Genomic DNA, 377 nt, shown 5'->3' with positions numbered 1-377 from the left:
GCGTTGACGCTGACCAGCAGCGAGCTGAACAGCTGTTCGCGTTCGCTCAGGCGCGCCACTTCGCCCTGCGCATGCATCAGCGCCATCAGCGTTTGCGCGGCCTCGGGCCACTGCGGAAGGGATGTGTCTTGTAGGTTTTTATTGACCATCGGCACAAGTCTCAAAGGGCGTGCCGCTATTTCGACAGCGGCCAACACAAAGCCCGCCGGGGTGGCGAAGTGTCTTTGAGATAGGAGATTTGGGGCGAAGTTCCCGCTTTTCGTGGCGAGGGAGCTTGCTCCCGCCGGGCGGTATTGGCGACGCGTTTTTTCAGTTAAAACGCGTCGTCAGGTATTGCGGCTGCTGCGCAGCCGAGCGGGAGCAAGCTCCCTCGCCAC

General features: G+C 61.3%; 1 pseudogene. It reads right to left on the bottom strand.

The annotated features are described in order from the left end of the window. Nucleotides 1-149: pseudogene (locus AC1DLB_RS32375) on the bottom strand (diguanylate cyclase); the annotation flags it as partial. Between the last annotated feature and the right edge of the window lie 228 nt (nucleotides 150-377).

This window comes from Pseudomonas sp. 05N434 (assembly GCF_056396965.1).
The sequence above is the reverse complement of the archived record's forward strand: the minus strand, read 5'-3'. Positions and strand labels throughout refer to the sequence as shown.